This window comes from Streptomyces sp. NPDC050617 (genome assembly GCF_040654795.1).
Lineage (GTDB): Bacteria > Actinomycetota > Actinomycetes > Streptomycetales > Streptomycetaceae > Streptomyces.
This window is the reverse complement of the sequence record NZ_JBFAIS010000018.1, coordinates 54,373-80,489: the sequence shown is the minus strand read 5'-3', so window position 1 is coordinate 80,489 and position 26,117 is coordinate 54,373. Positions and strand designations below refer to the sequence as shown.

The 26,117-nt window shown below is 70.9% G+C and carries 27 protein-coding genes and 1 pseudogene; 13 read left to right on the top strand and 15 right to left on the bottom strand.

The window, feature by feature from the left end; genetic code table 11:
• Positions 1-24: 24 nt before the first annotated feature.
• From AB0I49_RS23555 to AB0I49_RS23540, 4 genes are all read right to left on the bottom strand, one after another.
• Positions 25-1,623, bottom strand: a complete 1,599-nt coding sequence (locus AB0I49_RS23555) for a succinic semialdehyde dehydrogenase (RefSeq protein WP_363229012.1) — start codon at positions 1,621-1,623, stop codon at positions 25-27.
• A gap of 14 nt (positions 1,624-1,637) precedes the next feature.
• The gene (locus AB0I49_RS23550; protein ID WP_363229010.1) at positions 1,638-2,558 is read right to left on the bottom strand and encodes an acetoacetate decarboxylase family protein; all 921 of its coding nucleotides are present in this window, start codon (positions 2,556-2,558) and stop codon (positions 1,638-1,640) included.
• A 190-nt stretch (positions 2,559-2,748) separates the two neighbouring features.
• Positions 2,749-3,723 (bottom strand): alpha/beta hydrolase, encoded by a 975-nt coding sequence (locus AB0I49_RS23545; protein WP_363229009.1) that lies wholly within the window; start codon positions 3,721-3,723, stop codon positions 2,749-2,751.
• 700 nt (positions 3,724-4,423) lie between these two features.
• On the bottom strand, positions 4,424-4,876 hold the full coding sequence (locus tag AB0I49_RS23540; RefSeq protein ID WP_363229008.1) for a VOC family protein: 453 nt from the start codon (positions 4,874-4,876) through the stop codon (positions 4,424-4,426).
• 21 nt (positions 4,877-4,897) lie between these two features.
• Between AB0I49_RS23540 and AB0I49_RS23535 the strand changes: the two genes are divergently transcribed.
• Positions 4,898-5,500: a CGNR zinc finger domain-containing protein gene (locus tag AB0I49_RS23535; protein ID WP_363229007.1), complete on the top strand. Its 603-nt coding sequence runs from the start codon at positions 4,898-4,900 to the stop codon at positions 5,498-5,500.
• Positions 5,497-5,685, top strand: a pseudogene (locus AB0I49_RS23530) (SRPBCC domain-containing protein); the annotation flags it as partial. The gene AB0I49_RS23535 and the pseudogene AB0I49_RS23530, both read left to right, overlap by 4 nt.
• A gap of 260 nt (positions 5,686-5,945) precedes the next feature.
• On the opposite strand, the gene AB0I49_RS23525 reads toward AB0I49_RS23530, so the two are convergent.
• Positions 5,946-6,332: a hypothetical protein gene (locus tag AB0I49_RS23525; protein ID WP_363229090.1), complete on the bottom strand. Its 387-nt coding sequence runs from the start codon at positions 6,330-6,332 to the stop codon at positions 5,946-5,948.
• A gap of 324 nt (positions 6,333-6,656) precedes the next feature.
• On the opposite strand from AB0I49_RS23525, the gene AB0I49_RS23520 reads away from it, so the two are divergent.
• From AB0I49_RS23520 to AB0I49_RS23500, 5 genes are all read left to right on the top strand, one after another.
• Positions 6,657-7,274: a TetR/AcrR family transcriptional regulator gene (locus tag AB0I49_RS23520; protein ID WP_363229006.1), complete on the top strand. Its 618-nt coding sequence runs from the start codon at positions 6,657-6,659 to the stop codon at positions 7,272-7,274.
• Between the two features lie 209 nt (positions 7,275-7,483).
• Positions 7,484-8,443: an NAD(P)H-quinone oxidoreductase gene (locus tag AB0I49_RS23515; protein ID WP_363229005.1), complete on the top strand. Its 960-nt coding sequence runs from the start codon at positions 7,484-7,486 to the stop codon at positions 8,441-8,443.
• A 380-nt stretch (positions 8,444-8,823) separates the two neighbouring features.
• Positions 8,824-10,170 (top strand): cytochrome P450, encoded by a 1,347-nt coding sequence (locus tag AB0I49_RS23510; protein ID WP_363229004.1) that lies wholly within the window; start codon positions 8,824-8,826, stop codon positions 10,168-10,170.
• Between the two features lie 267 nt (positions 10,171-10,437).
• On the top strand, positions 10,438-11,022 hold the full coding sequence (locus tag AB0I49_RS23505) for a TetR/AcrR family transcriptional regulator (RefSeq protein ID WP_363229003.1): 585 nt from the start codon (positions 10,438-10,440) through the stop codon (positions 11,020-11,022).
• A gap of 199 nt (positions 11,023-11,221) precedes the next feature.
• Positions 11,222-11,800, top strand: a complete 579-nt coding sequence (locus AB0I49_RS23500; protein ID WP_363229002.1) for a hypothetical protein — start codon at positions 11,222-11,224, stop codon at positions 11,798-11,800.
• An 82-nt stretch (positions 11,801-11,882) separates the two neighbouring features.
• Here AB0I49_RS23500 and AB0I49_RS23495 read toward each other — a convergent pair whose 3' ends face one another.
• Positions 11,883-12,347 carry a DUF2000 domain-containing protein gene (locus AB0I49_RS23495; RefSeq protein ID WP_363229001.1) on the bottom strand — a complete coding sequence of 155 codons (465 nt, stop codon included), beginning with the start codon at positions 12,345-12,347 and terminating at the stop codon, positions 11,883-11,885.
• A gap of 339 nt (positions 12,348-12,686) precedes the next feature.
• Here AB0I49_RS23495 and AB0I49_RS23490 point away from each other — a divergent pair, with 339 nt between their 5' ends.
• Entirely contained in the window at positions 12,687-13,196 is a 510-nt protein-coding gene (locus AB0I49_RS23490) for an Lrp/AsnC family transcriptional regulator (protein ID WP_363229000.1), read from the top strand.
• Positions 13,197-13,428: 232 nt separating this feature from the next.
• Positions 13,429-14,217, top strand: a complete 789-nt coding sequence (locus tag AB0I49_RS23485; RefSeq protein WP_363228998.1) for an alpha/beta hydrolase — start codon at positions 13,429-13,431, stop codon at positions 14,215-14,217.
• On the opposite strand, the gene AB0I49_RS23480 is transcribed toward AB0I49_RS23485, so the two are convergent.
• Positions 14,214-14,603 carry a helix-turn-helix domain-containing protein gene (locus tag AB0I49_RS23480; RefSeq protein ID WP_363228997.1) on the bottom strand — a complete coding sequence of 130 codons (390 nt, stop codon included), beginning with the start codon at positions 14,601-14,603 and terminating at the stop codon, positions 14,214-14,216. The genes AB0I49_RS23485 and AB0I49_RS23480 overlap by 4 nt on opposite strands.
• Before the next feature lie 185 nt (positions 14,604-14,788).
• On the opposite strand from AB0I49_RS23480, the gene AB0I49_RS23475 reads away from it, so the two are divergent.
• Positions 14,789-15,640: an SDR family oxidoreductase gene (locus tag AB0I49_RS23475; RefSeq protein ID WP_363228996.1), complete on the top strand. Its 852-nt coding sequence runs from the start codon at positions 14,789-14,791 to the stop codon at positions 15,638-15,640.
• Positions 15,641-15,717: 77 nt separating this feature from the next.
• Here the strand turns inward: AB0I49_RS23475 and AB0I49_RS23470 are convergent, their stop codons facing one another.
• The 3 genes from AB0I49_RS23470 to AB0I49_RS23460 all read right to left on the bottom strand — a co-directional run bounded on the left by AB0I49_RS23470 (position 15,718) and on the right by AB0I49_RS23460 (position 18,073).
• On the bottom strand, positions 15,718-16,203 hold the full coding sequence (locus AB0I49_RS23470; RefSeq protein WP_363228995.1) for a hypothetical protein: 486 nt from the start codon (positions 16,201-16,203) through the stop codon (positions 15,718-15,720).
• 418 nt (positions 16,204-16,621) lie between these two features.
• Positions 16,622-17,224: a TetR family transcriptional regulator gene (locus AB0I49_RS23465; protein WP_363228994.1), complete on the bottom strand. Its 603-nt coding sequence runs from the start codon at positions 17,222-17,224 to the stop codon at positions 16,622-16,624.
• A gap of 69 nt (positions 17,225-17,293) precedes the next feature.
• The gene (locus tag AB0I49_RS23460) at positions 17,294-18,073 is read right to left on the bottom strand and encodes a GPP34 family phosphoprotein (RefSeq protein ID WP_363228993.1); all 780 of its coding nucleotides are present in this window, start codon (positions 18,071-18,073) and stop codon (positions 17,294-17,296) included.
• Positions 18,074-18,246: 173 nt separating this feature from the next.
• Here AB0I49_RS23460 and AB0I49_RS23455 point away from each other — a divergent pair, with 173 nt between their 5' ends.
• Entirely contained in the window at positions 18,247-19,404 is a 1,158-nt protein-coding gene (locus AB0I49_RS23455; protein WP_363228992.1) for a serine hydrolase domain-containing protein, read from the top strand.
• 44 nt (positions 19,405-19,448) lie between these two features.
• Here the strand turns inward: AB0I49_RS23455 and AB0I49_RS23450 are convergent, their stop codons facing one another.
• Positions 19,449-19,766, bottom strand: a complete 318-nt coding sequence (locus tag AB0I49_RS23450) for a hypothetical protein (protein ID WP_363228991.1) — start codon at positions 19,764-19,766, stop codon at positions 19,449-19,451.
• 63 nt (positions 19,767-19,829) lie between these two features.
• Here AB0I49_RS23450 and AB0I49_RS23445 point away from each other — a divergent pair, with 63 nt between their 5' ends.
• Positions 19,830-20,234 carry a VOC family protein gene (locus tag AB0I49_RS23445; protein WP_363228990.1) on the top strand — a complete coding sequence of 135 codons (405 nt, stop codon included), beginning with the start codon at positions 19,830-19,832 and terminating at the stop codon, positions 20,232-20,234.
• 13 nt (positions 20,235-20,247) lie between these two features.
• Here the strand turns inward: AB0I49_RS23445 and mnmA are convergent, their stop codons facing one another.
• From mnmA to AB0I49_RS23430, 3 genes are all read right to left on the bottom strand, one after another.
• Positions 20,248-21,396: a tRNA 2-thiouridine(34) synthase MnmA gene (mnmA, locus tag AB0I49_RS23440; RefSeq protein WP_363228989.1), complete on the bottom strand. Its 1,149-nt coding sequence runs from the start codon at positions 21,394-21,396 to the stop codon at positions 20,248-20,250.
• 85 nt (positions 21,397-21,481) lie between these two features.
• Positions 21,482-22,651 carry a cysteine desulfurase family protein gene (locus tag AB0I49_RS23435; protein ID WP_363228988.1) on the bottom strand — a complete coding sequence of 390 codons (1,170 nt, stop codon included), beginning with the start codon at positions 22,649-22,651 and terminating at the stop codon, positions 21,482-21,484.
• Positions 22,652-22,866: 215 nt separating this feature from the next.
• On the bottom strand, positions 22,867-23,727 hold the full coding sequence (locus tag AB0I49_RS23430; protein ID WP_363228987.1) for a thioesterase family protein: 861 nt from the start codon (positions 23,725-23,727) through the stop codon (positions 22,867-22,869).
• A 196-nt stretch (positions 23,728-23,923) separates the two neighbouring features.
• On the opposite strand from AB0I49_RS23430, the gene AB0I49_RS23425 reads away from it, so the two are divergent.
• Positions 23,924-24,529, top strand: coding sequence for a trimeric intracellular cation channel family protein (locus AB0I49_RS23425; RefSeq protein ID WP_363228986.1), 606 nt, complete (start codon positions 23,924-23,926; stop codon positions 24,527-24,529).
• A gap of 96 nt (positions 24,530-24,625) precedes the next feature.
• Here the strand turns inward: AB0I49_RS23425 and AB0I49_RS23420 are convergent, their stop codons facing one another.
• The gene (locus AB0I49_RS23420) at positions 24,626-26,029 is read right to left on the bottom strand and encodes a M1 family metallopeptidase (RefSeq protein ID WP_363228985.1); all 1,404 of its coding nucleotides are present in this window, start codon (positions 26,027-26,029) and stop codon (positions 24,626-24,628) included.
• Between the last annotated feature and the right edge of the window lie 88 nt (positions 26,030-26,117).

Genomic DNA, 26,117 nt, shown 5'->3' with positions numbered 1-26,117 from the left:
GCTCGCCCGGCTCGTTCGTGGCGCTCAGCGTGCGCCGACCGCCTTGAGGACCTTCTGTGCGCCGGTCAGCAGGGAGGCCCAGGTCTCGGGTGAGACGCGGGCAGGCGGGGTGAAGCCCTGGAGGCGCTGGTGGGCGATGGTCTGCGGCTCGGTGTATTTGAGGATGCCGTCAGCGCCGTGGCGTCGGCCGAGTCCTGATTCGCCCATGCCGCCCATCGGGGCGTCGACGCTTCCCCAGGCGGCGGCGAAGGCTTCGTTGACGTTGACGGTGCCGGCGTGGATGCGGGCGGCGACGGCCCGGCCCCGGGCTCCGTCGCGGGTCCAGACGCTGGCGTTGAGACCGTACGGGGTGGCGTTGGCGCGCGCGACGGCCTCGTCGACGTCGGTGAAGGAGTAGAGGGAGACGACGGGGCCGAAGGTCTCGTGGTCGTGGAGCGTCATGTCGGGGGTGACGTCGGTGAGGATGGTCGGTGCGTAGAACAGCGGGCCCAGGTCGGGGCGCGGTGCGCCGCCGGCCAGTACGGTCGCGCCCTTGGCGACGGCGTCGTCGACGTGTGCGGTGACGATCTCCAGCTGGGCGGGGGTGGTGAGGGAGCCGACGTCGACGCTGTAGTCGTAGGCGGCGCCCATCGTGAGCCGCTCGGCGCGGGCGACGAAGGCGGCGACGAACGTGTCGCGGAGGGACTCGGCCACGTACAGGCGCTCGATGGAGACGCAGAGCTGTCCGGCGGAGGGGAAGCACGCGGCGATGGCGCCGTCGACGGCGCGGTCGACGTCGGCGTCGTCGAGGACCAGCATGGCGTTCTTGCCGCCGAGTTCGAGGGAGGCGCCGATGAGGCGCTCCCCCGCGTCGCGGGCGATCCGCCGCCCGCTGGCGGTGGAGCCGGTGAACATCATGTAGTCGGCGTTGTCCATCAGCGCGTCGCCGATGGAACTGCCGCGGCCGATCACCATCTGCCATACGCCGTCGGGCAGTCCGGCCTCGCGCATCAGGTCCAGTGCCCACAGCGCGGTGAGCGCGGTCTGGGTGTCGGGCTTCTGGACGACGGCGTTGCCGGCCATGAGCGCGGGGATGGCGTCGCCGGCGGCCATGCTCAGGGGGTAGTTCCACGGGGAGACGATGGCGACGACGCCTTTGGGGTGGCGCAGTTCGGTGGTGTGGGTCAGCAGCGGGATCGCGCCGCGGCGGCGCTTGGGCGCCAGGTACGCGGCGGCGCTGCGCGCGTAGTAGCGGGAGGTGATCGCGGTGTCGACGACTTCGAGGGAGGAGTCGCGGCGGGTCTTGCCGCTCTCGGCCTGCATCAAGTCCAGGGCCTCGTCCTGGCGGCGGAGTACGAGGTCGTGGAAGCGCAGCATGATCTTTTTGCGCTCGCTCAACGAGGTGTCCGCCCAGGCCCGTTGGGCAGTACGGGCACGGGCGAACGCGCCCTCGACGTCGGCGGGGGTCGAGACGGGAAGGTCGGCCAGCGGGGCGCCGGTGTAGGGGGCGCGAGTGATGACCCGTACGGCGTCGTCCGCGGCCGCGACGCGCCCGGCCAGCCGGTGTATACGGTCCGGCGTGAGGGATGCGGGCAGGCCGGTACCGCGGGCGGCGGCGGGTCGGGCAATGTGATCGATGGCCATGGCGGGGCTCCTTGTCACCGGTTCCGGCTCGGGACCGAGGTGGGGACGGGCATGTGCAGGGCGGCCTGGCCTTCCGTGACGACGTCGAACTGGACGGGCCTGGTGGGGTTGAGCGAGCGCAGGTCGTCGGCCATGCGGCCCTGCCCGACCTGGAGACCGACGCCGCGGGGGAAGCGGACGGCGCCTGCCGCGAGCAGGTTGGTCTGGTTGAGGGTGGAGTGCCAGGCGCCGCCGATCGACGTGTACGAGGTGAGGCTCGATACGCGCTCACCGCTCGCGTACACGGTCTGGGCGGGTGTGGGCGCCGAGAGGGACACGTCGGTCCCGCCCGTGTCGTTGGCCACTCGCGCCGTCGTACGGCGCGCGTCGATGTCGACGTCGAGTCCGGTGACCCACTTGGGGAAGCCGTAGCCGTCGTGCCCGCGGACCTGGGCGATGTCGGTACTCACCGGCAGGGAGAGCACGTAGGAATCGAGGTGGTCGTTCTTGAGGGCGGTCACCAGGTCGAAGAATCCGAGCTTGCCGTGCCGGGCGGGCTTCACCGCGATTCCGACGGCGGCTTCGGTGTAGAAGTCGATGTCGCACACGTCGTAACGGAAGAACATCACCGAGACGAGCCCGAATCCGGGCGCGACCTCCAGCGGCGCCAGCTCGCCGGGCAGGCGGGTGCGGATCGCGCGGGTGGGGGCGAGCATCGTGAGCCGGGCGGTCGAGATGCGGTAGTAGAAGTTCGGGGTGAGCGTGGGCCCGATCGGCGAGTCGACCTCGGTCTTGGGCAGCCGCCGGAAGAAGTCCACGCTGCTGACGCGGGGATCGTCGGCGACCTCGTCCAGGTCGGTGTCCATCCGGTACCGGTCGTAGAGGCCGCCCTTGGGGACCGCGACCGTGCGACCTCCCAAGTCGACCTTCACCGTGTCCTGCGGTTCTGACGGCATGTCCTTCGCTCCCTCTCAAATGTTGGCGGTGCTCACATCAGCCTAAGCGGCGATGTAAGCACCGTCAACACTGCGGGGCGAGCGTCTCGGGCGTCGTGCGGTGCTCGGGTGGCGGGCAGTGCTCGGGTGGGATGCGGTGCTCGGGTGGAGTGCGGTGCTCGGGTGGCGTGCAGGTCAGGTGAGATGCAGGTCAGGTGGCGTGCAGTGCTGAGGTGAGGGCGTCGACGGCTAGTTTGCGGGCGACGTTGGCGGCGCGGGTGTCGCGCAGGCTGTCCAGGAGGAGGAAGTCGTGAACCATGCCGGCCACCCGGACCGAGGTGACGTCCACACCGGCCTCGCGCAGCTTGTTGGCGTACTGCTCGCCCTCATCGCGCAGGACATCGGCCTCGTCGGTGATGACGAGGGTGGTGGGCAGTCCCCGGAGCTCGTCCAGGGATGCCTGGAGCGGGGAGGCGTGCGCCTCGGCGCGTTGGGCCGGGTCGGTGGTGTAGGCGTCCCAGAACCACTTCATGCCGTCGCGGGTGAGGTAGTAGCCCTCGGCGAACTGCCGGTAGGAAGGGGTGTCGAAGTCGGCGTTGGTCACCGGGTAGAGCAGGACCTGGGCCTTGAGGCCGATCCCGCCGCGCTCCTTGTTCATCAGCGCGAACACCGCCGACATGCAGCCGCCGACCGACTCGCCGGTGACGGCGACGCGCGAGGTGTCGAGGCCGTGCTCCGCGCCGTGGTCCAGGACCCACTGGCCCACGGCGTAGTTCTGTTCCACCTGGGTGGGGTACTTCGCCTCCGGCGCCCGGTCGTAGACGGGGAAGACGCCCGCGGCGCCCGCGCCGACGGCGAGTTCGCGAAAGAGGCGGTCGTGGGTCTTGTCGTCGCCGAAGACCCAGCCGGCGCCGTGGATGTAGAAGACCACCGGCAGCGGGCCGCTCGCCCCCTTGGGCCGAATGATGCGCGTACGCACCGTGCCCCACTTGCCGGCGTCCACCTCGACCCACTCCTCGTCGACGTCCGGACGGGGCACGCTGGTGTCGCTCTGGAGGTCGAGGAGCATCTGACGCCCCTGCTCCGGGGGGACCTCGTAGATCCGGGGGTGCGGGTCGGTCGCCTCGGCCAGCTCCTTCGCGGCGGGTTCGAGGTAGGGGGTGATCGGAGGTGGAATCTCGGTCATCACTACTCCCTGGTTCCGGGTAGGCGCTCTGCTTCGCTCTTTCGTCGCGGCTGTGCTCCGTCGCGCCCGACGTCCGGCACCTGAGACCCGGCACCTGACATCCGACGCCTACGACCCAGCACCCGACATCCGACGCTTGGCATCCAGTGGCATCCGGCACGTGTCGTACGCAACGGCTCGCATCCCCCATTCATCGTCGCGTCTCACCCGAGATGCGCAACCTGCCGTGGGAGGGGCGGGGCTCCCGCCAGCGCCCTCCGGACATCCGGCGTACCAGGACCGGCTGCGCGGTGCGGGCACGCAGCGGGGTCGGACCGGCGAGGCGGGGCGGGCACACCCAGAGGTCAGGCGGAGGCCCGGCTCGTCGCTGTGCCGGGGGGGCGGAGCGGGGAGCGGAGGGGTGGCCGGGATCATGTCAGCCGCGTGCGCGGGTGAGCCGGTGATTCGTGGCCGTGCGCGCGTGCGCAGGAGGATGAGCTCGCCGGAAACTCCGAAGACGGCTGATTTACGGTCGAGTTGTCATCCGTAGCCGTGTGCGCGGCGGAGGCTTCCGCATGGTCCGATGCGGTTCCGGGACCCAGACCGGGACCTGGACCAGGGCCCGAACCCAGAGTCGGCCCCGGCCCCGGCCCCGGCCCCGGCCCCGGCCAACGGCATCGATCCCCCGTCGCCGCGCGGTACAAGGCAACCGCAGCCCGGCCTACGCCACGCAGAACTCGTTGCCTTCCGGGTCCAGCATGATCCACCAATGCCCGGCAGGCCCCTTGTCGACCTCACGGACGCGGGTTGCCCCCAAGCGTTCCAGCCGGGCTACCAGCTCCTCAAGGCCGCCGGGCTCGCTGTGGACGTCGAGGTGCAGGCGGTTCTTGCCGGCCTTGCCCTCGGGCACGTCCTGGAAGAGCAGCCGTCGACCGCGGCCGACGCCGCTGGTCGCGTCGTACGGGTCCTCGGGATGGCGGATCGCGGCATAGCCGCGGAAGATCTTCCGGCCGCGATGCTCGGTGACCGCCTCGTCGCCGATGTGGCCGGCTACCAGGAGCTGCTCGATGAGAGAACTGGGGTCTTCCACCTCATACTCCAAGGCCGCGGCCCAGAAGTCCGCGAGGGCGGGCGCGTTCGCGCTGTCGACGACCAACTTCCAACTCAATGCCATGTAACCACTCATATTGGTTACATGGACTCCACCGCAACCAAGGGGCTGACGCTGCACTCCCATACCGGCGTCGCCTACCGATTCGACCCCGGCGCACTGTGCCTGGAACTGCTGACCACCGGCGGCCCCGGCCCCTACCGCCGGTACGAGGTCCTGTACGAACCCGCCGGCCTCGTCACCTGGGCGGACCGGTCGCGGCTGACCCCGACGCCCGCACTGCACGTCTCAGAAGCGGAGGTAGCCGATACGCGAAGGCTGCGCGACGCGGTGTTCCGGGTGGTCATCGCCCATACACGCGGCGAACCGCACCCGCCCGGCGACCTGGAGGCCATCAACGAGGCAGCCGCCCGGCCGGCCCTGGCGCCCGCCATCACGCCGACCGGGAAGCGGCAGTGGGCCGGAACCTCCAGCGGCACGCACCTGGCGGCCACCGTCGCCCGTGACGCCATCGAATTGCTGACCGGCCCCTTCGCGCACCGCATCCGCACCTGCGCCGCCGAGGACTGCCACCTCGTCTACGTCGATACCTCGCGCCCCGGCCGCCGCCGCTGGTGCTCCATGGAGCACTGCGGCAACCGCCACAAGGTCAGGGCCCTGCGCGCCCGCCACGCCGAAGAAGGATGACCGCGACGCCCACTGGACTCACCAAGGACGCCGGCTGGCAGATCGGCGTATCCCGCACACTGCCCCACCCCGCGCCCGTCGTCTGGGACTTCATCAGCGGCCCCGAAGGGCTCGCCCTCTGGCTCGGCCCCGGCGTGACCCTCACCCCGGAACGCGGCGCCCCCTACCGGACAGCCGATGGGCTGATGCGCGATACCCGCAGCGGCCGTACAGAGCACGTCGAGCATCAGCGCAGACGACTACGGCACCTGACGTGAACGCCGGGCCCGGGGGCGTCGCCGCAGACGATGCGGCGCAGGCGGTGACGGACCTGGGCCATTGTGACGGACCTGGCCCATGGTGACGGGCCTGGCCCATGGTGGCGACCGCGGCGAGGGCCCTGGCCCGGGTGACCTGGACTCCGACCCGGATCAAGACCCTGATCGGACGGCGTTTCCACAAGTCGTCAGGCCGGTCGGCCTCCGGCACGTTCCCACTGAGCCTCGTCCCATTCCACGTATTCGATCTGGACGCCGCCCGGCAGCTTGGCGGTCAGGTTCCTGCCGGTGGGAACGGCCTGCGGACCGCGCACGATCTGCGCTCCGGTTCGGTTGAGCAGAACCTGGCACTCGTCGAGGTCATCGATGATGAGCGTGGCCACCGTCGCCCTGTAGGGCTCCAGTACTTGCTCATCGCCCGCCACCACGAGAACGCGGCCGACCGTGGCCAGCTCCAAGCCATTCGGCATCGTGAAACGGGTGCTGACCGGTTCACCCGTAACCGCGGTGAACGGCGCCAGCATCGCATCCAGGTCGTCGGCATAGGCGCGGGCATAGGTTCGGAAGATGCGCATGATCACCAAACGGTGTCAAGAGAGGCGCATATTCCCCTCGCCATCTCGGCGAGGACGTGAGTCTCCGACGACGTCACACGCATCAACCCTCGGTAGCCGCCGGGATGGCTGACCCGCATCCGCTCGGATTCATCCTGATCTGCCCCGACCTGCCGCGACCTGTTCTGACCTGTCCTGACCCCCTCCGGCCAGCCCTGCCCCCCTCCGACCTGCTCCGCCCCAGGCGAGCTCCGCCCCACGCAATCGGAGCGGTCACATAGCATGTATACGCCGCTCACATCAGCCGGACGAGGCAAGCGGCGCACACACGAAAGGGCGTGACCCGTGCCACGAGCGACCGCGTACCACCACGGCGACCTGCGCGCCGCCTGCCTGCGCGCCGCGCGCGAACTGCTGGAAGAGGACGGCAGCGCCGCACTGTCGATGCGGGCCGTCGCGCGGCGCGCGGGCGTGTCGCCGACCGCCCCGTACCGCCATTTCCCGGACCGCGAAGCCCTCGTCTCCGCGGTCGCGGCCGAGGGCTACCGCGCACTCATCGAGCACCTCGCCGCCGCCCACCCCGCGCCCGCCGCCCCCGAAGAACTCGCGGCGGTCGCCGTCGCCTACGTCCGCTTCGCGCTCGACCACCCCGCCCTGTTCCGGGCGATGTTCGCCGAGCCCTGCGACCCCGACAACGAGGAGCGGGTCGCCGCGACCGCGGCCATCACGGAATACCTCCACGGCATCGTCCGCCGCACCTTCCCTGACGCCGCCCCGGACGCGCTGTGGACATCGGTGTGGGCGCTCGCCCACGGCCTGGCGTTTCTGCACCTCGACGGCAAGTTCGACGCCGCCACCCCCGACACTGTCGCCGACCAGGTCCGCACCGCGGTCCTCGCCCTGTTCAGCGCCGCCCCTGCACTCACGCAGGCGACGACCGTGCAGCCTCCCGGCGGCGCGTGACCGGAAGCCGCCGCCGGAACTGACGCCGACAGCGGCGCGAGAGCACCCCAGGCGATCCACGCCCCCTCACCGCACGCACGCATGTTGACGCTGCACACTTTCAGCCCTAATGTGAGCAGCGCAAACATTCGCTTTGCGGATATCGGTCACAAAGAGTGCTATTTCCCTATAGCTGCAAATCCCTCCCACCCGAGAGTGAGCGGAGCATCATGAAGGCAGTAACGATCAAGGAAGCGGGCGGACCCGAGGTCCTGGAGTGGACCGAAGTCGAAGATCCGTCGCCCCGCGCAGGCGAAGTCGTCGTCGACGTGGTGGCCAGCGCGCTGAACCGGGCCGACGTCATGCAGCGGATGGGCCTGTACCCCGTACCGGAAGGCGCTTCGCCCTATCCGGGGCTGGAGGTCTCCGGCCGCATCAGCGCCATCGGCGAAGGCGTCAGTGGCTGGCAGGTGGGCGACGAAGTCTGCGCCCTGCTGACGGGAGGCGGCTACGCGCAGAAGGTCGCCGTGCCCGCAGGACAGCTGCTCACGGTCCCCGAGGGCATCGGCCTGACCGAGGCAGCCGCCTTGCCGGAAGCCGTCGCCACGGTGTGGTCGAACATCGTCATGACCGCAGGACTCAAAGCGGGCGAGACCTTCCTCGTGCACGGCGGAGCCGGGGGCGTGGGCACCACGGCGATCCAGATCGCCAAGACGCTCGGAGCCCGGGTCGTCACCACCGTGGGCAGCCCCGAGAAGGCCGCCCGGGCGAAAGACCTCGGCGCCGACGTGACGATCAACTACCGCACGCAGGACTTCACCGAACACGGCCCCTACGACGTCATCCTCGACGTCGTCGGCGGCCAGTACCTCGAACGCAACATCCGCTCCCTGGCCACCGACGGCCGCCTGATCATCATCGGCCTGCAGGACGGCCTGGAGGGCAACCTCAACCTCGCCGAGATGGTCTTCCGCCGCCTGTCGGTGCACGGCACCACCCTGCGCACCCGGCCCGCCGAGCAGAAGGCCGCCGTCGTGGCCGAAGTCCGGGAAAAGGTCTGGCCGATGATCGAGAGCGGAGCCGTGCGGCTCATCATCGACGAGACCCTGCCCATGGCCGAGGCCGCCGAGGCGCACCGGCTCATGGACGCGGGCCGGCACGTAGGCAAGATCCTGCTGGTGAACGAATAAACCCAGACGAATAGAGCTCACCGCCCAACCCGAGACCGGGCGGACCCACCCGCCCCACGCCACACTCCCTCCCCTCGTCACGTTCTCGGCCTGCGCCGCACCCCCTCCCCCCGTCACGTTCTCGGCCCGCGCCGCGCTCCCCGCCCTCGTGGCGTGCGTGTGCGTGTACATGTGCGTGTGCGTATTCGCGGCAGGCGAGGCAGGTGAGGCAGGCGACGCGGTCCGGACGCGGGGGCGTCATCGCGTACGGCACGTGCAGCCCGCGTCCGAGTGCGGCGTGTGCCGCAAGAGCGGCTGCCTCGCGAGCCGAGTCGGGCATCCTGCGGACAGGCCCGGTGGACAACGGGACCATGGACAGGCCCAGGACAGGAGGCACCGTCATGCGCATTCCCGGACCCAGGCACCAGGAGGACGGCGGGCTCGGCGCCATCGCGGCGGCGGGTGGGCTGCACCAGTATCAATTGCGCCTGCACGACGCGTACGGGCCCGTCGTCCGCTTCCAGCTTCCGGGCGCGGACACGGCCGTATCGGTCGCCGACCCCGTACTCCTGGAGGCGACGGCGCACCTCGACAAACGGCCCGAGGAACTGTTCGCGTTCCTGGACCCGCTGTGCGAGGCCGGCAACCTGCAAGTGCTCCCAGCCGACGAGCACACCCCCTGGCGACGGCTGCTGTTCTCGGTACTGGCCGGACGCCCGTCCCACGAACGGCACTTCGCGCGTTTCACGGAACTGGCGCGGGAGCTCGCCGACCGCTGGGCCGACCAGGGCCGGGACGGCAGCCAACCCGTCGAATTGCAGAGGGAGTTGACGGCGCTGTCGCTCCGCATGATCTGTGGGTTCGCCTTCGGCGACGCGGACGTGGGTACAGCCGCCGGTACAGACGCCGATACGGACGTGGATCGCATCGCCGTGGCGTTCGAGGAGGTGCTCACCGAGCATCTCGGGCGGCTCTACCAGGTGCCGCGGGACGACCCGCGCTCGACGGAACGGGCGGAGGAGGCGCTCGCGTACCTGCGCAAGACGGTGGACCGCGTGGTGGCGGCGCACCGCTCCGGGGATCGTACGGACCGCAGCGACCTGATCGGGGCGCTGGTGGACGCCGGGGAGAGTCCGGCGCGGATCCGGGACACCGTGATGATGACGCTGCTCGCCGCCCACCACACCACCGGCGTCGCCGTGTCGTGGACGCTGTATCTGCTGGGCCGCCACCCCGACGCGGCCGACCGCGTCGCCGCCGAACTGGACGACGTACTCGGCGAGCGGGCCGCGCCCGACTACGGCGGCCTGCGCCGGCTCACGTACCTGGACATGGTGCTGAAGGAGTCGATGCGGCTGTTTCCACCCGGCCCGTACGGCGCGCGCGAGACGACGGAGGACCTGACCCTCGGCCCGTACGAGCTTCCCGCCGGGACGACGGTGTTCTACCCCTTCTGGGCAGTGCATCTGAATCCCCGGTACTGGCCCGAGCCGGAGCGGTTCGACCCCGAGCGGTTCACTCCGCGGGAGGCGGCCAAGCGGCCGCGGCTCGCGTACATCCCGTTCGGGATCGGGCCGCGGAGCTGCGAGGGCGCGGCCCTGGCGACGGTCGAGGCCCAGCTCGTCCTCGCCGTACTGCTGAAGCGTCTGCGCTTCCGGCCCGCGCCGGGGCACGAGGCGGTGCCGGTGGAACGGTTCGTATTGTGGGCTCGGGACGGGATCCGGATGACGGTGCGGCCACGGGAGTGAAGACGACTGCACAGGCTCTACGGCCGACACGGCATCTACGGCAGTCGCGGCAGTCGCGGCAGTCGCGGCAGTCGCGGCAGTCGCGGCAGTCGCGGCAGTCGCGGCAGTCGCGGCAGCAACAGCATCCGTGGCAGAACGTGAACGGCGTACAAAACTGGGCACGGCACTCCCCTTCTGCCATGATGGACAGACGGAACCTTGTTCCGCTTGAGACTATACGGAACACGGTTCCGATTGACAAGGTGGAGCGATGGGAGTTTCAGCGCAGTGACCGGCACCGGCAGCGAAACAGGATCACGGGCGCCCCGGAAGCGGGCCGACGCCCGGCGTAATGAGAAGACCCTGCTGGAAGCGGCGGCGGCGGCCTTCGTCGCCTCCGGCGTCGACGCGCCGGTGCGCGACATCGCGGCCAAGGCCGGCGTCGGGGTCGGCACGATCTACCGCCACTTCCCCACCCGCGCGGACCTCGTCGCCTCCGTGTACCGGCACCAGGTGGAGGCGTGCGCCGAAGCGGGCCCCCACCTGCTGGCGAACAGCCCCTCGCCGCACACCGCCCTCACGCAATGGGTGGACCTCTTCGTCGACTTCCTCGTCACCAAGCACGGCCTGGCCGAGGCGCTGCGCTCCGACGACCCCATGTTCTCGACCCTGCACGCCTACTTCATCGACCGCCTCGTACCGGTCTGCGCCGCCCTGCTGGAAGCCGCCGCCGATACGGGCGAGATCCGCGGCGACATCGGGGCGCTGGAGCTGATGGCCGGCGTGGGCAACCTGTGCATCGGCGCCGACAACCCCCGCTACGACGCCCGCCGCCTGGTCGGACTCCTCCTCGCCGGCCTGCGCGCGCAGTAGGCGGTCCGGCGCCGACTCCGGCGCCTCGGCCCGCTTTCCTGGCCGGAACTGGCGCGGCCGAGTTTTGGACAAGCCTGTGCAGCCGGTTCCCAACGCGCGGCTCTGCGACAGGGTGGGTGGTGTCGCAATCGAGCGTGTTCCTGCGTCCGCCGGGGCGCGCTCGCCGTCATTCACGACGTCATCCACGAGGGGAAGCCTGATGGCGAACGAACTCAAGTATGGCGAACAGATCCATCTGCAGAACGGCTACGACAGCTGGAAGGGCGGCTACCTCGACACCAACGGCCACAGCAGCGCGTCCGGCGGCAAGTACCAGGTGGCGACCGCCGACAGCCCGTCCCGCGGCAAGGGAACCGGCACCTGGGAGGTGCTCTCGGCCTCGGGCAAGGCCGCCGGCCAGCCCGTGGTCAGCGGTGACGTGATCTACCTGCGCAACATGTACGGCGGCGACGGCGGCTACCTCGACACCAACGGGCACGCCAGTACCGAGCAGAAGAACGCGGGCGCCAAGTACGACGTGTCCACCTCCCAGTCCCAGGACCGGGCCACGGGCACCGGCCGCTGGCGGATCTTCGCGCAGACCTCCAGCCCCGCCGACCAGAACGTCCGGGCCGGCGACGTCGTCCACCTCTGGAACCTCTACGGGGACAACGGCGGCTTCCTGGAGACCAACCACACGAGCGCACTCACCGGCGCCAAGTACGACCTGTGCACCAACGCCTACTTCAACCGCAGTTCCGACGTCGCCGACTGGAAGATCCACAGGGCCCAGGGCTGACCCGACCGGGCCCCGGCGGCGCCGGCCGCCGGGGTTCCGCGCCGTCCCCCGCCGCAGCGGCCTGCGGTCAAGCGAGCGAGGGTCAGCGGAGCAGAGAGAGCTTCCCGACGAGCTTGTCGACGCGGTTGCGGGGGCCGAGGAGGCTGACGGCGCAGTAGGCGAGGTCCGCGGCTTTGGTGCCGGCGACCTGTTCCAGGTACTGGTCGTAGACCCTTACGTTCTGCGCGTTCTCCGGCATATCGACGATGAGGACGTCCTGCTTCTCCGCCGCCTTGCCGCGCAGGGTGTTCAGCGTCGGGGCGTCGGCGGCCAGGATGGAGCATCCGGCCCAGGGCAGCCCGGGGTGGCGGAACCCGTCGGCGTCCTCGGCGTCGGCGCCCAGCAGTTCGGGGTGCTGCCGTCCGATGGCTGCCGCGATGCAGGCGGCGGCGTTGGCCTGCCGTCCGGCGGGGAGGGCGGCGTCGATGACGATCACCCACTTGAGCTTGGCCTGGCGGGTGGAGAGGTCGGTACGGACGTCGCCGGCGGCCAGTTCGGGTACGGGCATGGCTGCTACTCCTGGGTGCGGGGTGTGACGGTGGTGATTGCTGCTGTCTTTTGAGGCGCACAAGGTGCGTGAGGTGCGTGAGGCGCCTGGCGTGCGCGAGTTGTATGAGCCGGCTGCCGAGGACGACGGCCGCGGTGGAGATCAGCCACGTACGGGTGAGCCGTTCGCCGTTCAGGGCGGGGAGGTGGCGGCGGGCGAGTACGCCCAGCACCGCCAGTGAAGCCATGCAGCCGTGTTGCCGTGTTGCCGTGTTTCTGTTGCCTCATGTCGCCATAGGCTAGGTATTAATGCGCCTTGGCAGGCAGATCAGCGCACTTCGTGCAGCGTGGAGGCGAAACAGTGGAACTTGATGCGGTGGACCGGGCTCTTTTGCGGGAGTTGCAGAACGATGCACGGCAGACCAACCGGGACCTGGCCGCGAAGACGGGCGTCTCGCCCTCGACGTCCCTGGAACGGGTGCGGCTGCTCCGGGAGCGCGGCCTGATCACCGGCTATCACGCCGCGCTGGATCTGGAGGCCGTCGGGCGGCCCGTACAGGCGCTGATCTCGGTACGCATCCGGCCCCCCGCCCGGCCGGTCATCGAGGGGTTCCGGGAGTGGGCGCATCAACTGCCTGAGGTGATCGCCATGTTCGTCACCTCCGGCGCCTATGACTTCCTCCTGCACATCGCGGTACCGGACGTGAACGGCGTCTACGCCTTCGTCATCGACCGCCTCACCGAGCGGCGCGAGGTCGCCGACGTCCAGACGACGATGGCGTACGAACACGTCCGCCCCCGCATCATCGAACCGGCAGGTGCCGGCGCCGCCTACGGGGAGCCGATTCGGCACACGCGCCGCCATCGGTAGGGGGACGGCCGTGCAGCGCGGCGGCTGAAGCGAGGGGGAGTTGGGGCTGGGGCAGGAGTGGGACGCGCTGCGCCCCGCCCAGTCTCACCCCACCCCCGGTACAGCGATGGGATTCGCCCCCTTACGCGCGGTGCGGGCCGTTTGGCGCGGCGCTGTCGGACCCATCCACTAGCCTCGGGCACTTCAGCGAGATCTTGGCCCCGGATCGGGTCCGCTCAAGGGGGAATTGCTCATGTACAGCGCCGTTGTGACACCCGCGGGGGACCGGATCCGGTGGGTGGAGCTGCCGGGAGAAGAGCCCGCGCGGGTCTACGTGCACGGGCTGGGTGCTTCCTCCGGGCCCTACTTCACCGGGGTCGCCGTGCACCCGCTGCTGGCCGGGCGGCGGGCGCTGCTGGTCGATCTGCTCGGGCACGGGATCAGCGATCGGCCGGAGGGGTTCGGCTACACCCTGGAAGCGCATGCCGACGCCTTGGCCGCCGCGCTGGACTCCGCGGGCGTCACCGGCGCGGAGGTGGTCGCGCACAGCATGGGCGGGTCGGTGGCCGTGGTGATGGCGAGCCGGTATCCGGGGCTGGTCTCGCGGCTGGTGCTCGTGGACGCCAACCTGGATCCGCTGCGGCCGGAGCGCGGCGCCGGCGGCAGCCGGGGGATCGCCGCCTACTCCGAGGCGGAGTTCCTGAGGGGCGGCGGCTGGGAGGAGACCCGGGTGCGGGCCGGAGGCCACTGGTGGGCGACCATGCGGCTGGCCGGCCGGGTGGCGCTGCACCGCAGCGCCGTACACCTCGTCGCCGGGTCCGTACCCACCATGCGGGAGCAGCTGCTCAAGCTGGACATTCCCCGGACCTTTCTGCTGCCGGCCGACGACGCGCCGCTGCCCGGCGCCGGTGAGCTGACCGCCGCCGGAGTGTCCGTCGTCGCCGTCCCCGACTGCGGGCACAACATCATGCTCGACAACCCGGAGGGGTTCGTGCGTGCCATCACCGAGACCAGGCCCGTAGCCGAGCCGGAAGTCTGCTAGGGCGAGTCCTCGCCTCCCGCCGCGCGGTTGTCGTAGGCCCGGCGGGCCTCCTGCACTCGTGAGACGTTGTCCTTGGACCAATCGGCGATCGCCGTGGTGAGCGCGCCCACCTCGACCCCCAGCTCCGTGAGGGCGTACTCCACGCGCGGCGGAATGGTGGGGTACACGGTGCGGCTGATCAGCCCGTCGCGCTCAAGGTTGCGGAGCGCCTGCGTCAAGGACTTCTGCGTCACGCCCTCGACATGGCGGCGCAGCTCGGTGAAGCGCAGCGGCCGCCGCTGCCGGCGCAGCACGCTGAGCACGTACAGCGACCACTTGTTGGCGAGCACGCTGAGCACCGTGCGCGACGGGCAGTCCTTCGCGTACGTGACCTGGTTGGTATCCATCAGGTACCTATATATCCAATCGGTGCCTACTTCACAATTGATACCGCTGTGACGCAGGCTTGTACAGGCCCACAGAGGTCCGCGGAGGTCCGCAGGGGCCCGCGGAGACCGAACAGAGGCCCACAAAGGTCCACGGAGACCCGTCGAGGGCCGCAGCACCACCCGCGCAATCGAAGGAGAACGTCGTGATCGTGGTCACCGGAGCTACCGGCAAGATCGGCTCGGAGACCGTTCGGCTCCTCGCCGAGCAGGGCCTGGCCACCAGGGCGCTGGTACGGGACCCGGCCCGTGCGCCGGGAGGCTCGTTCCCGGCCGGCGTGGATATCGCCGTCGGCGACTTCGAGCGTACGGACACGCTCGACGCTGCCATGCGCGGCGCCGACACCGTCGTGCTCATCAGCCCGTCCGTCCCCGAGCAGGAGATCGCGGTCATCGACAGCGCCGTCCGCCAGGGCGTGAAGCATGTCGTCAAGATCACCAACCACAAGGCGACCGCGTCCTCGCCCGTCGGCCGACGACGCGATCACGCGCGGATCGAGGCGCACTTGAGGGCGAGCGGGCTGGGGTTCACGCTGCTGGCGCCGAACATCTTCATGCAGAACCTGTTCGCCTTCGCACCGGTGATCAAGCAGACGCGGGGCTTTGTGATGTCGGCCGGCGACGGGCGGTTCGCGATGGTCGACTCCCGTGATGTCGCCGCGACCGCGGCGGCCGTCGCCGCCGCGCCGGACGATCACGCGGGGCGTACGTACCTGCTGACCGGACCCGAGCTGATCACCTACGCCGACGTCGCGCGGGCGCTGTCCGACGAACTGGGGCACGAGATCGAGTACCGCCGGATCTCCCCCGCCGAGCATCGGGCCGCCATGATCGAGGCCGGGGTCCCCGAGCCGGTCGCGACGTCCAATGCGCAGGTGTTCGGGCTCATCGCCGAAGGCGACGCGGAATGGCTGTCCGATGACGTGGAGGCCGTAACCGGTGTCCCGCCGCGCGACGTACGGACCTTCATCGCCGACCACGTCAGCGCCTTCGTCTAGGAAGCGCCCCAGCCACGAAGCCTCTGCTGCGAAGCCCTTACGAACCTACAAAGCACCCCGCCGGCGCTGCCCCCGCCCTACCCTCCGCACGGAGTCGGCTCGACCGGCGGGGTCCCGTCCAGGAACCAGCGCCCGCCATCGGATTCCACCTGCCATGAGGTGCAAATAGCGCCGCCCTTCGCGGCCTTGCCGGACTCACCCGCATTACCTGATTTACCCGACGTGCTCCCCGACGCCCCCGCCAGCGTCAGGAATTCGGCGCCGCCGCGGGCGTGAACCGACACCTTCAGTCCGCTCGGTTCGGCGTCGCTCAACCGGTCCAAATAGTCCTTCGCGTAGTCGTCCGCGACGCTGTCCTTCGCGAAGAGCTGCTTCAGACCGTCGGCGTCGCCGTTCCGAGCGGCCTTGAGCACCTGTTCCTCAAGGGCTGTGCGCGAAGAGGCCCCCGGCTCCGGGTCGTTGTTTATGAAGAAGACCTCGGCCGCCACCCACATCGCCAGGGCGGCGAAAATGACATACGGAAGAAATCGCAGTCGGCTCTTCTTCGCGTTCGTCGCCGTCACCGCTCCGCCGCCCATCTCACACCCGTCCCCTCCCGCGAACCCTTGCCGGACGACGCCGCCCCCTACCTCGTACACGTCACACGCGTCGTACATACCTCGTACACGTCACACGCGTCGTACACGTCATACGCCCGATACGCTCGATACGCGGATCGATGTGAGCTACAAGCAGCCGTCCGGAATCAGGCTACCCAGGGGGCATTGCCCGTGGGGTACGGACCCTCCTCACCCGCCGGTACGGGCCCGCATCATCGCGTGACCTGGGCCGCGGAGGTCCGGGGAGACTTCCGGCCAAGATCGCACACGAGGGCCGCCCCAGGCACCGCCGTCCAGATGCGAACGAATTCGCCGGGGGGGGAGGTCGATAGGCCCCTGCGGCCCTTGAACAGGGTCACGCGGCGATCAGATCACGGAGCCCTCAGCCCCGCTCCTCCCCCGGCTCCCGCGCAGGCAGCCCCCGCAGCAGGGTGCCCAGGAAGAGTTCGAAGCGAGGGGCGGTGTGGCCGAGGTTCAGGGGGTTTTCCTGGACGGACAACCAGCTGACCAGGGAGGTGATGAAGATGTACCAGCTCTGTTCGGCCAGTTCGGGGGCGACGCCGGCATCGGTGAAGGCGGTGACGACCTCTTGCCGAAGGCGGTCGAAGGCGGTGGAGTGGCGGTGGGGGCGTGAAGTGCGGGTGGCGTAGCCGGGTACGGCGAGGAACTGGTCGTGCATGGCCCAGGCGACACGTGCCAGCCACGGTCGCCACTGGTCGCCCTGCGGGCCCTCCGCGGGGAGGACGCGTTCGACCATGACCTCGTTGATGAGGTCGAAGAGCTGGTCGCGGTTCTTGACCCAGCGGTAGAGGGCGCCGTGGGTGACGCCCAGGCGCGTGGCGAGTTCGCGCATGGTCAGCGAGTCGAGGTTGCCGGCCGCGAAGGCGGCGTCGACGATGCGTTCGCGGCTGATCTGCGCGGGACGGCCGGGGCGTGCGGGGCGGCCGGGGCGCTGTGTGGATCGAGTCGTTGCGGCATCAGCCATGGCCACGACTATACGTTCGGACACCCTCGGGGGCGTGGCCCGGCGTTCAGCAGATGGCCGCCCCGCGCGTCACCGGCTCCAGCCGCCCCCGGCCGATCTGCTCGACGCGACCGCCGCGCGGAGCGCCTGGCGCAGCCCCGGTACGACCGCGTCGAACTGGTCGCCGAGCGCGGCGAACGCCTTCCTGTGCTTCCAGCGTTCCGTCAGCGTGAACACGCTCTCGATCTCGCCCTCGGCGGCGAGCACGGCCATGGCCGTCTCGTCCACCGGGACCGTCGCCGGATCGGGGCCGAGCAGGACCGCGTTCCGCGCCTTCTCCCGCAGCACGCGCACCTCTTCGGGGGTGTTGACGGTGACCTTGCGGGTGGGGAGTACGCCGAGCGCCCTGCCTTGGCGGACCGTGATCACCCCGGTGTCGCCGAGCTGCTCCCGTACGGCTGCCTCCGCCGTATGCGCGTCGCGCAGCAGGAACGCGATCCAGTGGCGCGGCTTGTCCGCGGCCACCTCGCGCAGCGCTTCGGCGAGGAACGGATCGCTCGGCGGTTCGGCGAGGAACGAATCGGCGGTGGTGGCGGCGTCGTCGTCGGTGCCGGCCTCGGAGGAGGTGGTGTCGGAGGACGTGGCGTCGGAGGGTGTGGCATCGGCGGAGGTGGTGCCGGAGGGCGTGGCATCGGCGGACGCGTCCCGTACAACGACCCTCCCGTCCCGGTCCCCGAGCCGCCCCTCGATGCTCAGCTCGGTCAGCGCCGCCGCGCGCATCAGCAGGCCGCGGTAGCGGCCGAGGCCCGGCTCGCCGGCTTCCGTGTAGAGGCTGAGCAGGTACATCCGCCGGGGCAGTGTCGGGTCCACGTCGCTCGCTTCCGCTGGGGGCTCACCCCCGATTATGGCCCCTGGCAGGCCGCTGACCAGCACGCATATTGAGCGCCGAGACGAGGTGACGACCACCACACCACCATTTGTAACCACTGGTCATTAACTGAACTACGCTCGACGGCATCCGCGACCTGCATGAGGAGGAAACGATGACCGAAAGCAACGCGATACACGGCACCGTGGCCGACGGCTTCGAGCCGGTACAGGCCGAGTTCGCCGCGGCCTCGGCCGCGGAGGACGGCGACTACGCCGCGCAGGTCGTGGCGTACCGGCACGGCGAACGCGTCGTGGACCTGTGGACCGGCCCGGAGATCACCCCCGATTCGCTGCTCGCCGCGTACTCGGCCACCAAGGGCGCCGCGCACCTGGTCGTGGCCCTGCTCGTACAGGACGGCGTGCTGGACCTCGACCAGAAGGTCAGCCACTACTGGCCGGAGTTTGCCGTGGAGGGCAAGGGGGACGTCCTCCTCCGCGGTCTGCTGTCGCACCGGGCCGGTCTGGTCGGCGCGGACGCCGGGTTCACGCTCGACGAGCTCGCCGACGACCGGATCGTCGCCGAGCGGCTGGGCGCGCAGCGCCCGTACTGGCGGCCGGGCAGCGCGTTCGGCTACCACGCGCTGGTCATCGGGGCGCTGAGCGGCGAGGTGGTGCGACGGGCCACCGGTCGGAGCGTGCAGGAGCACTTCGCCGAACGGGTCCGCGATGCCTACGAGGTGGATGTCCACCTCGGGTTGGCGGCCGGCGAGGAGTCCCGCTATCTGAGCGCGCGGCCGGCGGTGGCGACCCCCGAGCGGCTGGCCGCCCTGGCCGCGCGCGCGACGGACGCGCACAGCCTGCCGGGCATCGCCTTCAACCGGAACCACCCGGACAACCCGGAGCTGTGGAAACTGCCGAACTTCCCCGTGGTACGGGCCCTCGGCCCGGCGTCCCTGGGCGGCGTGGCCTCGGCGCGCGGCCTGGCCCGGATGTACGCGACCGCGATCAGCCAGGTCGACGGCCGGGCGCCGTTGCTGAAGCCGGACACCGCCGCCGCCTTCGCGCAGATCCACTCGATCGGCTACGACCTGGTCAACCGCGAGCGGAAGGCGTTCGCGGTCGGGTTCCACGCCACGTCAGAGGTGTATCCGGTGCTGGGGCAGGGCGCGTTCGGCCACAGCGGCGCGGGTGGCCAGCAGGCCTTCGCCGACCCGCGCCACGGCCTGGCCTACGGCTTCACCCGCCGCCGCTTCCCCTTCCCGAACGGGCCCGCCCCGGAGAACGAGCGCCTCGTCCGAGCCTTGGTCGCCTCGTCCGAGGCGCTCAGCTGAAGAAGCGCCCCGCCAGGGAGGCGACCCGCTGAGGAGGCGCTCCGCTAAGAGGTACGGCCCCCCGCCTCCAGCTCCGCGGTCGTACGGCAGCCGCAGTCGGCCCCCGGCGGCGGCTCGACCGGGCCGAACCGGCACCCCTCCCGCCGATGCTCGACCCGGCGCAACGCCGCGACAGCGGCCTCCAGTTCTTCGAACAGCTCCCAGGACAGCACGGCCGCCACAGCCTCGCCGTCCTGGGTCAGCGCCGTCGGAATCCCTGTCGCCCGGACGCGGTTGACGATGGTTTCGAGAGCTTCGGCAGAGGCCGCCGCGGCGGCCGTGCTCTCGGTCGGCAGCTCGGAGAGCCGGTCGAGAATGTCCACTCCGTGAGAGTAGGAACCACAGCCTCCCAGCGCAAAGTCGCCGGGCCAGGGCATCATCCCCGGGTGACTCATATCGGACTGGTGACCCTCGTCGTGCGCGATTACGACGAGGCCATCGCCTTCTACGTCGGCGCCCTCGGTTTCGAACTCGTCGAAGACACCCGCATCGACGAGCGGAAACGCTGGGTGGTGGTCGCGCCGCCCGGAGCGCGGGGGACGGCGGTGCTGCTTGCTCGGGCCGCCGGGCCCGCCCAGGCGGCGCGGGTGGGCGATCAGACGGGCGGGCGGGTCGGGATGTTCCTCAACACGGACGACTTCGCGCGGGATCACGACCGTATGCGGGCGGCCGGGGTCGTCTTCGAGGAGGCTCCCCGGCGCGAGCCGTACGGCACGGTGGCCGTCTTCCGGGACCTGTACGGGAACCGGTGGGATCTGCTCCAGCCGCGCGGCGAGCAGCGCTCGGGCTGAAGCCCCTACGCCCTCAAACCGCCGCTGTAACCCGCTCCGTCGTGGCGATCGTCGCCGACCCCACCACCCGCGTCCCGTCGTACAGCACGATCGCCTGACCGGGGGCCACGCCGCGGACCGGTTCCGTGAAGGTGACGGCCAGCTCGGCGCCGTCCAGCGGCTCGGCGTGGACCTCGGTCTCGCCGCCGTGGGCGCGGAGCTGGGCGGTGTAGGTGCCGGGGGCGGTGGGCGGGGTGCCGCACCAGCGGGGCTTGATGGCGGTGAGGGCCGTGACGTCGAGGGATTCGGCGGGGCCGACCGTCACCGTGTTGTTCACGGGCGAGATGTCCAGGACGTAGCGCGGCTTGCCGTCCGGGGCCGGGGTGCCGATGCGCAGGCCCTTGCGCTGGCCGATGGTGAAGCCGAAGGCGCCTTCGTGGGTGCCGAGCTTGGCGCCGGACTCGTCGACGATGTCGCCCTCGGCCGTGCCGAGGTGGCCGGCGAGGAAGCCCTGCGTGTCGCCGTCGGCGATGAAGCAGATGTCGTGGCTGTCGGGCTTCTTCGCGACGGCGAGCCCGCGCCGCTCGGCCTCGGCGCGGATCTCGTCCTTCGTCGTGAGGGTGTCGCCCAGCGGGAACATGGCGTGGGCGAGCTGCTTCTCGTCCAGGACGCCGAGCACGTACGACTGGTCCTTGGCCATGTCGGAGGCGCGGTGCAGTTCGCGCGCGCCGGACTCGGTCCGTACGACCGTGGCGTAGTGGCCGGTGCAGACCGCGTCGAAGCCGAGGGCGAGGGCCTTGTCCAGCAGCGCCGCGAACTTGATCTTCTCGTTGCAGCGCAGGCACGGATTGGGCGTCCGCCCGGCCTCGTACTCCGCGATGAAGTCCTCGACGACGTCCTCGCGGAAGCGTTCGGCGAGGTCCCAGACGTAGAAGGGGATGCCGATGACGTCCGCCGCGCGGCGCGCGTCCCGCGAGTCCTCGATGGTGCAGCAGCCGCGCGCGCCGGTGCGGAAGGACTGCGGGTTCGCGGACAGCGCCAGATGGACGCCGGTCACGTCGTGGCCGGCCTCGGCGGCTCGGGCGGCGGCGACGGCGGAGTCGACGCCGCCGGACATCGCGGCGAGTACGCGCAGCCGGGAGCCGTCGCGGGGACCAGTGGGCGCACCAGGGAAGTCAGTCATAGCCCGTCCAGGGTAACGGGCCCCGCGCCCTCGGGCCGCGCCGCGAGAACCCCGGCACCGGCGGCCACACGCCCCGGGGCCGCCGTTACGAGAGGCCGGCCGAGCGGGCCCGCGCCACCACCGGGCCGATCGCCTCCGCCACCGCCGCGACGTCCGCCTTCGTGGACGTGTGGCCGAGCGAGAAGCGCAGCGTGCCGCGCGCCAGCTCGCGGTCGGTGCCGGTGGCGAGCACCACGTGGCTGGGCTGGGCGACGCCGGCCGTGCAGGCGGAGCCCGTGGAGCACTCGATGCCCTGGGCGTCGAGGAGCAGGAGCAGGGAGTCGCCCTCGCAGCCGGGGAAGGAGAAGTGCGCGTTGGCGGGGAGCCGGCCCGCCGGGTCGGGGTCGCCGCCGAGGATCGCGTCGGGGACGGCGGCGCGTACGGCCGCGATCAGCTCGTCGCGGAGCGCGCCGACCTCGCGGGCGAAGGTCTCGCGGCTCTCGGCCGCGTGCCGCGCGGCGACCGCGAAGGCGGTGATCGCCGGGGTGTCGAGGGTGCCGGAGCGCACATGGCGCTCCTGGCCGCCGCCGTGCAGCAGCGGCACGGGCGCGTACTGGCGGCCGAGGAGCAGCGCGCCGATCCCGTACGGGCCGCCGATCTTGTGGCCGCTCACCGTCATGGCCGCCAGGCCGGACGCCGCGAAGTCGACATCGACCTGGCCGAACGCCTGGACGGCGTCGGCGTGCAGCGGAATACCGAACTCCCTTGCCACCTCGGCCAGTTCACGCACCGGCATGATCGTGCCGATCTCGTTGTTGGCCCACATGACGGTGGCCAGCGCCACATCGTCCGGGTCGCGCTCGATGGCCGCGCGCAGCGCGTCGGGGTGGACCCGCCCGTACGCGTCGACGGGCAGGTACTCCACCCGCGCGCCCTCGTGCTCGGCGAGCCAGTCGACGGCGTCGAACACCGCGTGGTGCTCGACGGGGCTGGCCAGTACGCGCGTACGGGCCGGGTCGGCGGCGCGCCGGGCCCAGTACAGGCCCTTGACGGCGAGGTTGTCGGATTCGGTGCCGCCGGCGGTGAAGACCACCTCGCTGGGGCGCGCGCCGAGGCAGGCGGCGAGGGATTCGCGGGACTCCTCGACGGTGCGGCGCGCCCGCCGCCCGGCGGCGTGCAGCGAGGAGGCGTTGCCGGTGACGGCGAGCTGGGCGGTCATCGCCCGCACCGCCTCGGGGAGCATCGGGGTGGTGGCGGCGTGGTCGAGGTAGGCCATGGTGGGACGATTCTACGAGCCGGAGCGGGGGCGCGTGCCGGGCGCATCGGCTCAGGCCGCCGAGCGCCCCCGCGAGCGGCGCCGCGGGCGGCCTGGCAGGCGCGCCTCAACGAGCCCGGCGGCCCCAGCGACACCAGTTGCTCCAGCCGCCCGTAAGCCCGCGCCCTGCAAGCCTCGGCTCATGGCCCCGTCAGCCCCTGGAACCCGTCAGCCCCTCACCCCATCGTCGGCCGCGCCAACTGACGGGCCTGGGCCACCAGGCGGTCCGCGCTGTCCCAGACCTCGACGTCCTCCTCCATGAAGCCGCCCGCGAGATTGCGGGTGGTCAGGGCGACGCGCAGCGGGCCGGGGGCGGGGCGGCAGCGTATGTGGGCGGTCAGTTCGATGGTGGGGACCCAGCCCTTGAGGCCCAGCTCGAAGGCGGTCGGCGGCAGGGCGTCCACCGCCAGTAGCAGCGCCAGCGGGTCGGCGTCGCGCCCGTCCGCCAGGCCGAACCAGCCGCGCATCTCGCCGAGGCCGCTGGGCGAGCCGACGGCCCAGCCGCAGGTGGCGGGGTCGAGCCGGATGTCGAGGCGGTCCGCGATCTCGGTGGTGTCCGGCACCTCGCCGTCGTGCCGGCTCAGGCAGCGCTCGTACGGGGGCAGGTTCGGGGGCTTGGCCGAGGTGCGGACGTCGTCGGGGAGCGTGTCGAGGTCGCCGTGGGTGGCGAGGGCGCGGAGCCGCTCGACCTCGTTGCCGTCCTCGTCGAACTGGAAGAGGGACGCCTGGCCGACGGAGAGCGTACGGCCGGTGCGTACGGTCTCGGTGCGGATGACGGCGGGGCCGGGGCGGGACGCCGAGAGGTAGTGCGCGGTGATGGAGTACGGGTCGGGGTGCGGCAGCGCGTCGCCGAGCGCGCGGCCGAGCAGGGCGAGCAGGAAGCCACCGTTGACGGCTCCGAAGATCGTCCAGCCGAGCGAGAGGTTCGCCTCGTACACGCCGTCCCCGCGCGGCGTGAGCGCCGAATCGCGATCGAATTCGCTGAGGGACGCGCTGTCGCCGATGTCACCGATGTCACCGATGGTTGCCTGTGCCATGCGATGCACGCTACACCGAGAGGTTACCGGCAGGTAAGGGTCAGCTGCGGCGGCCGGAAGGCGCCGGTCGCGGTCGTCGAATCACGGGCGTCGAATCACGGGCGTCGGATCACCGGCGTCGAATCACGAGCGTCGGATCACCGGCGTCGAATCACGAGCGTCCGGATTGTCCCCCGCGCCTGCGATGATGACGCCCATGCTTCACGTGCTCTACCTGGTGGGTGTCTCCGCTTTCGCCGCGAGCGGGGTACTGGCGGCTCACCGGGCCAACATGGACCCCTTCGGCGGGCTCGTCCTCGCCTTCGCCGCCGCGATCTCCGGCGGTACGCTCCGCGACCTCATCCTCGACCGGCACCCGCTGTACTGGACCCACGACTGGGTGCTGCTCACGATCATCGCCTGCGTGGGCGCCGCCACCATGGCGTTCCTGCGCTTCCGCGCGCTGCCGCAGCGCACGCTGCTGGTCGTGGACGCCGTCGGCCTCTCCGTCGTCACCGTGATCGGCGCCCGCGCCGCCATCGGCGCGGGCGCGACCCCCGTCGCGGTCCTCATCCTGTCCGTGCTGACCGGCGTCGCCGGCGAGGTCATCCGCGACGTGCTGTGCGGCGAGTTCCCGCCGCTGCTGCTGCGCGAGGACGTGTACGCGACCGCCGCGCTGGCCGGGGCCCTGTGCTACCTCCTGCTCGACCGGGCCGGGGTGGCGGCCACCCCCGCGGCGGTGGCCTCGGCGGGGGTGGTCTTCGCGCTGCGCATGGGGGCGATGTACTTCGGGCTGCACCTGCCCCGGCCGCGCCGGACCTGAGCAGCACGCCTCCCCACCCCCACAGCTCCCCCACAGGCTGGGCCTCCCCTTCCCACGGCGAGGCCCGGCCTCTCAGCACCTCCTACCGCCTACCCCCTACCGCGCGCTGGGCGAACCAGGCTTGCTCGGCTGATAGATCCACGTCTCGAAGAGCCCGTCCAGCGACATGCCCGAGATCTCCTCCGCGAGGTCCACGAAGTCGTCGATCTCCGCGTTGCCGTAACGGTTCTCCTCCGTCCACGCGGGCAGCAGCTTGAAGAACGCACTGTCCCCGATCCGCTCGCGCAGCGCCTGGAGCGCCATCGCGCCACGCTGGTAGACCGCACTGGCGAACATCGTGTCGCGCTGCGGGTCCGCGACGACGGTCGTCCAGAACTTGTCGCCGGCCGGGTAGCGGTTGTACGCGGCGATGAACGCGTCATGCGCGGAGGTGCGGCCCTTGTGCTCGTTCCACAGCCACGACGCGTACGTGGCGAACCCTTCGTTGAGCCAGATGTCCTTCCACCGCTCGACCGACACCGAGTCGCCGAACCACTGGTGCGCCAGCTCGTGCGCGATGGTGCCCTCGCTGCGGACGGCCGAGTAGATCGGCTTGGACTGGGTCTCCAGCGAGAACCCCGCCTGCGGCATGTCGTCGACGATCGCGCCGGTCTCCTCGAAGGGGTACGGGCCGAAGACCGTGGACCAGTAGTCGGTGATCTCGGAGGTCAGGCCGTAGACGTCGACCTGCCCGGAGTTCTGGAGCACGGGGTCGATCGCCACGTAGATCGGCGTGCCGCCGGGCGTCTTCCCGGTCTTGACGTCGAACTTCCCGATCGTGGCGGTGGCCAAATACGTCGCCATCGGGCGGCTCTCGCGCCAGTGGCTGACGGTGTCGGAGCCCTCGTCCCGCGTCGAGACCAGCCGCCCGTTGGAGACCCCGGTCAGCCCCTTGGGCGCCTTGATCCGGATGTCGAACGTGGCCTTGTCGGAGGGGTGGTCGCTGGACGGGAACCAGGTGGAGGCCGCGTTCGGCTCACACGCGACGAAGACGCCGTCCTTGGTCTTCATCCAGCCGTAGTCGGAGCCAAAGACGATGGGGCCGCTGAGCGGTTCGGGCACGCCGCCGTAGACGACGGTGACGTCGAAGGTGCGGCCCTTGCGCAGATAGCTCTTGGGCGTGATCTTAATTTCGTCCCCGGACCTGCTGAAGCCGGCCCGTCTGCCGTTCACTTCGACGGACGTGACCTCCAGCTTCTGGAGGTCGAGGTCGAAGGAGGAGAGGTTCTTGGTCGCTCTCGCGGTGACGGTCGTACGGCCGTCGAGCCGGTCCGTGTCGGGGTTGTACGCGACGTCGAGGGCGTAGTGCCTGACGTCGTAGCCGCCGTTGCCGAGCTGCGGGAAGTACGGGTCCCCGACGCCCGGCGCGCCGGGCGAGGGGGCGGGGGCCGCTGAGATCACCCAGGCGGAGGCCGCCGCGGTGGCGAGGGCGAGGAGCCTGGTCGAACGGGAGAGTGCCATAGCTGTCCCTTCGAACGCGTGAGCCCAATGGAGCAGACCCGCCGAACTCTGCACTCTCCCGTACCGCCATGCGCACAGCTTTGCCAAC